Origin of the sequence: Mesorhizobium sp. M7A.F.Ca.CA.003.01.2.1, assembly GCF_003998945.1 — a bacterium.
GTDB lineage: Bacteria > Pseudomonadota > Alphaproteobacteria > Rhizobiales > Rhizobiaceae > Mesorhizobium > Mesorhizobium ciceri.
The window spans coordinates 1-3,896 of sequence record NZ_RZRA01000536.1 but is presented as its reverse complement, the minus strand read 5'-3'; the positions used below and the strand labels follow the sequence as shown (position 1 = coordinate 3,896).

Annotated in this window: 6 protein-coding genes; all 6 read left to right on the top strand. The window is 62.3% G+C overall.

Features of this window, described 5'->3' with window-relative positions; all coding sequences use genetic code 11:
• On the top strand, positions 1-531 hold a 531-nt coding region (locus tag EN969_RS20560; RefSeq protein ID WP_127419347.1), incomplete at its 5' end, for a metal-dependent hydrolase.
• 24 nt (positions 532-555) lie between these two features.
• Positions 556-972, top strand: a complete 417-nt coding sequence (locus EN969_RS20555) for a hypothetical protein (protein WP_082826453.1) — start codon at positions 556-558, stop codon at positions 970-972.
• A 130-nt stretch (positions 973-1,102) separates the two neighbouring features.
• Entirely contained in the window at positions 1,103-1,390 is a 288-nt protein-coding gene (gatC, locus tag EN969_RS20550; protein ID WP_013531787.1) for an Asp-tRNA(Asn)/Glu-tRNA(Gln) amidotransferase subunit GatC, read from the top strand.
• An 8-nt stretch (positions 1,391-1,398) separates the two neighbouring features.
• Positions 1,399-1,854 carry a GNAT family N-acetyltransferase gene (locus EN969_RS20545; RefSeq protein ID WP_013531786.1) on the top strand — a complete coding sequence of 152 codons (456 nt, stop codon included), beginning with the start codon at positions 1,399-1,401 and terminating at the stop codon, positions 1,852-1,854.
• A complete protein-coding gene (locus EN969_RS20540) occupies positions 1,854-3,419 on the top strand; it encodes an amidase family protein (RefSeq protein WP_027161542.1) in 1,566 nt (521 codons plus the stop codon). Before EN969_RS20545 ends, EN969_RS20540 begins: the two co-directional genes overlap by 1 nt.
• Before the next feature lie 85 nt (positions 3,420-3,504).
• On the top strand, positions 3,505-3,896 hold a 392-nt coding region (locus tag EN969_RS20535; protein ID WP_245467467.1), incomplete at its 3' end, for a hypothetical protein.

Genomic DNA, 3,896 nt, shown 5'->3' with positions numbered 1-3,896 from the left:
GTGGAGGTGCTCGGCAAAAGCGGCGCCCAGCTCGTCGCCAATTTCGAGATCTGCATGTATCTGGTCGGCAAGGGCGTCAGCGACAAGAAGATCAATCCCGGCAACATCGGCGGCACCGTCGATTGCGGCAGCTTCACCACCACTTTTGTCCAGGCGCTGCACTCATCCTCGTTCCCGGGCGAGGGCGGCCAGAACACCTATCTCGGCAATCCGGGCGGCCTCGTCCTGCATTTCGCGGAAGACAAAACGCTCTATCACATGGGCGACACCGACATCTTCTCCGACATGGCGCTGATCAACGAGTTGCATGAGCCGAAGATAGGCCTGGTGCCGATCGGCGACCGCTTCACCATGGGCGGCGCGGTGGCGGCACTTGCCTGCCGGCGCTTCTTCAAATTCGACACCGTGGTTCCCTGCCACTTCGGCACGTTTCCGATGATCGACCCGACCGCCGATAAGTTCGAGGCCGGCCTGGAAGGATCCGGTGTAAGGCTGGCGTTGCCGAAAATCGGTGAGACGATTACGATCTAGAAACAGCTAAAGTGGAATAAATCCATGGTATTGGGGCGATCTCTTTGCGTTTCCATGTTTGTCGCGGCGTCGCCCGCGCTGGCCGCGGATGATTTCATCGAAGGCGTCTACCTTCAGTCCGAAGAGCTTTGCACGCAGGCCAAAAAGGACACGCTGCAAACGCTGATCGACGCCGGCAACATCGTGCTTTCGGCGCACGGCCTGCAGAGCGTGGAATACAATTGCGAGTTTCTGCAGGTCAGCAAGGCGACCGCTTCGCCGAGCTGGGCGGTGACGGCCCTCTGCCAGGAACCGGGCTATGTCTTCCCGGATGTCCTCTCGGTGACGCAAATGAACGACAAGCAGATCGATCTCGTGTCGGTCCGGCCCGTCAACGACGAAAGCGAAGCAAGCGGCAACAGCGGCAGCTACTATCTGTGCGAGGGCGTTGCCCTGCCGTAGACATCATCCTGTGCGTGGATCGATGGCCGAAGACTAGGCCGCCGCCGCAGCCTGGTCTCTCGCACGATGCATGTTGCGCAGCGCGCGCGGCGCCGCTATAGCCCGAACTGGTTTTCCCCGAGGCAAAAACATGTCCGTAGATCTTCAGACAGTGAAGCGCGTCGCGCATCTCGCCCGCATTGCGGTGAGCGAGGAAGATGCCGAACGGATGACCGGCGAGCTGAACGCCATTCTGGGCTTCGTCGAACAGCTGAATGAGGTCGATGTTTCCGGCATCGAACCGATGACCTCGGTGACGCCGATGGACATGAAGAAGCGTCAGGACGTTGTTACTGACGGCGGCAAGGCAGCTGACATCGTCGCCAACGCGCCGGCGACCGAAGAGAATTTCTTCCTCGTGCCGAAGGTCGTGGAGTAAACCGGCCGATGGCAATCGACATCGCCATTGAAACGCCACTGCAGGACGACGTGCGCGGCCTGGTCGAGGAACTCAACCAGACCTTGCTCGAACTGACGCCGCCGGAGCATTGCTACCATCTGACGGTCGAGCAGATGGCTGGTGAGGACACGACTGTCTTCATCGCCCGCGACAACGGCATGGCCATTGGCTGCGGTGCGCTGAAACGCCATGACGGCGCTGTCGGCGAGGTCAAGCGCATGTACACGCGGCCCTCGCATCGCGGGCAGAAGATCGGCGCGAAAATCGTCGAGCAGGTCGAGGCGCTGGCGCGCAACGAGGGGCTGAAGCGCCTGGTGCTGGAGACGGGCGACCGTCACCCCGCGGCGTGGACCGTCTACGAACGCGCCGGGTTTTCGCGTTGCGGCCCGGTGCTGGATTATCCCGATTCCGAGTGGTCGGTGTTTTACGAAAAGAGCCTTTGATGAGCGACCTGACCCAGCTGACGATTTCACAGGCCCGCGCCAAGCTGCACGGCAAGGAAATCACCGCGACCGAGATCACCGAGGCCTATCTCTCGGCCATCGATCGCGCCAATCCCGCGCTCAATGCCTATGTCGCGGTGACAGGCGACAAGGCGCGCGACATGGCCAAGGCGTCCGACGCAAGGCTGGTCAAGGGCGAGGGCGGTGCGCTGGAAGGCATCCCGCTCGGAATCAAGGACCTGTTCGGCACCGAAGGCGTCCATACGCAGGCCTGCAGTCATGTGCTGGACGGATTCAAGCCGCGCTACGAATCGACCGTTACGTCAAATCTGTGGGCCGACGGCGCCGTCATGCTCGGTAAACTCAACATGGACGAGTTCGCCATGGGCTCGTCCAACGAGACGTCCTACTATGGCCCGGTCATCAATCCGTGGCGGCGCTCGCGCCTAGACACGGTGGTGATGCCGACGACGCATCAGGGTGATGGCGGCTTCGTCTCGGCCGGCGGCACCAGGACCGCGCGCAGCCTGGACAATGCGCAGCTGGTGCCGGGCGGTTCTTCCGGCGGTTCGGCAACCGCAGTGTCGGCCTTCCTGTGTGCCGGCGCGACCGCGACGGATACTGGCGGCTCGATCCGCCAGCCGGCCGCCTTCACCGGCACGGTCGGCATCAAGCCGACCTATGGCCGCTGCTCGCGCTGGGGCATCGTCGCCTTCGCCTCGTCGCTCGACCAGGCCGGCCCGATCGCTCGTGACGTGCGCGATGCCGCGATCCTGCTGAAGTCGATGGCCTCCGTCGATCCGAAGGACACGACGTCGGTCGACATGCCGGTACCGGACTATGAGGCCGCGATCGGCAAGCCGATCAAGGGCATGAAGGTCGGCATTCCCAGGGAGTACCGCGTCGACGGCATGCCCGAAGAGATCGAAGCGCTGTGGCAGAAGGGCATTGCCTGGCTGAAGGACGCCGGCGCCGAGATCGTCGATATTTCCCTGCCGCACACCAAATATGCGTTGCCTGCCTATTACATCGTGGCGCCCGCCGAGGCTTCGTCCAACCTCGCCCGCTACGATGGCGTCCGCTACGGCTTGCGCGTGCCGGGCAAGGATATCGTCGACATGTATGAGAAGACCCGTGCCGCCGGTTTCGGCCGTGAGGTCAAGCGCCGTATCATGATCGGCACCTATGTGCTGTCGGCCGGCTATTACGACGCCTACTATCTGCAGGCGCAGAAGGTGCGCAATCTGATCAAGCGGGATTTCGAGACTGTCTTCGCCGCCGGCGTCGATGTCATCCTGACCCCGGCAACGCCATCCGCCGCCTTCGGCATCGCCGACGAGGACATGGCTGCCGATCCGGTCAAGATGTACCTGAACGACATCTTCACCGTCACGGTGAACATGGCCGGCCTGCCGGGCATCGCTGTGCCCGCCGGGCTCGACGCCAAGGGTTTGCCGCTCGGGCTTCAGTTGATCGGCCGGCCGTTTGACGAGGAAACCCTGTTCCAGACCGCCGCCGTCATCGAGCAAGCCGCCGGCACATTCCAGCCGGAGAAATGGTGGTAGCATGCCGCCCCCGTCTCGCATTTCCATCGTCGAGACGGAAGACGAACTGCTGATAACCAACCCACCGCGCATCTCGGATTTCAGGATGGGCTTCGTCCTGGTTGGGGCCGCGATCGTTGCCTATACCGGCTACATGGGATTGACCGACACGTCGCCCGCAAACGTCGCCAGCGGCACTCTCGGACTGCTGTCGTTCACTGCGATCATTGCCCTCTTCACCTACTTCCTCGGCAAGGATTTCATGTGGCTGGTGTTCGGCAAGGAAACCCTGCGGCTAACCGACGTGGCAGCCGTGCGCGACGTCAGGGGTTTTGTGCGAAATCGTTCCTCATTGCCTTTGAAAGGGCACCTTGAGGCCGAAATCCTCGACCATACCTATCCAACGGATGAAGCGGGGCTGTCGGAAGTCATCAGGTTGACCAACACCAACGGCGTCCTTGTTTTCGGCAGGGAGTTGAGCCGGCCCGAGGCCGAGGC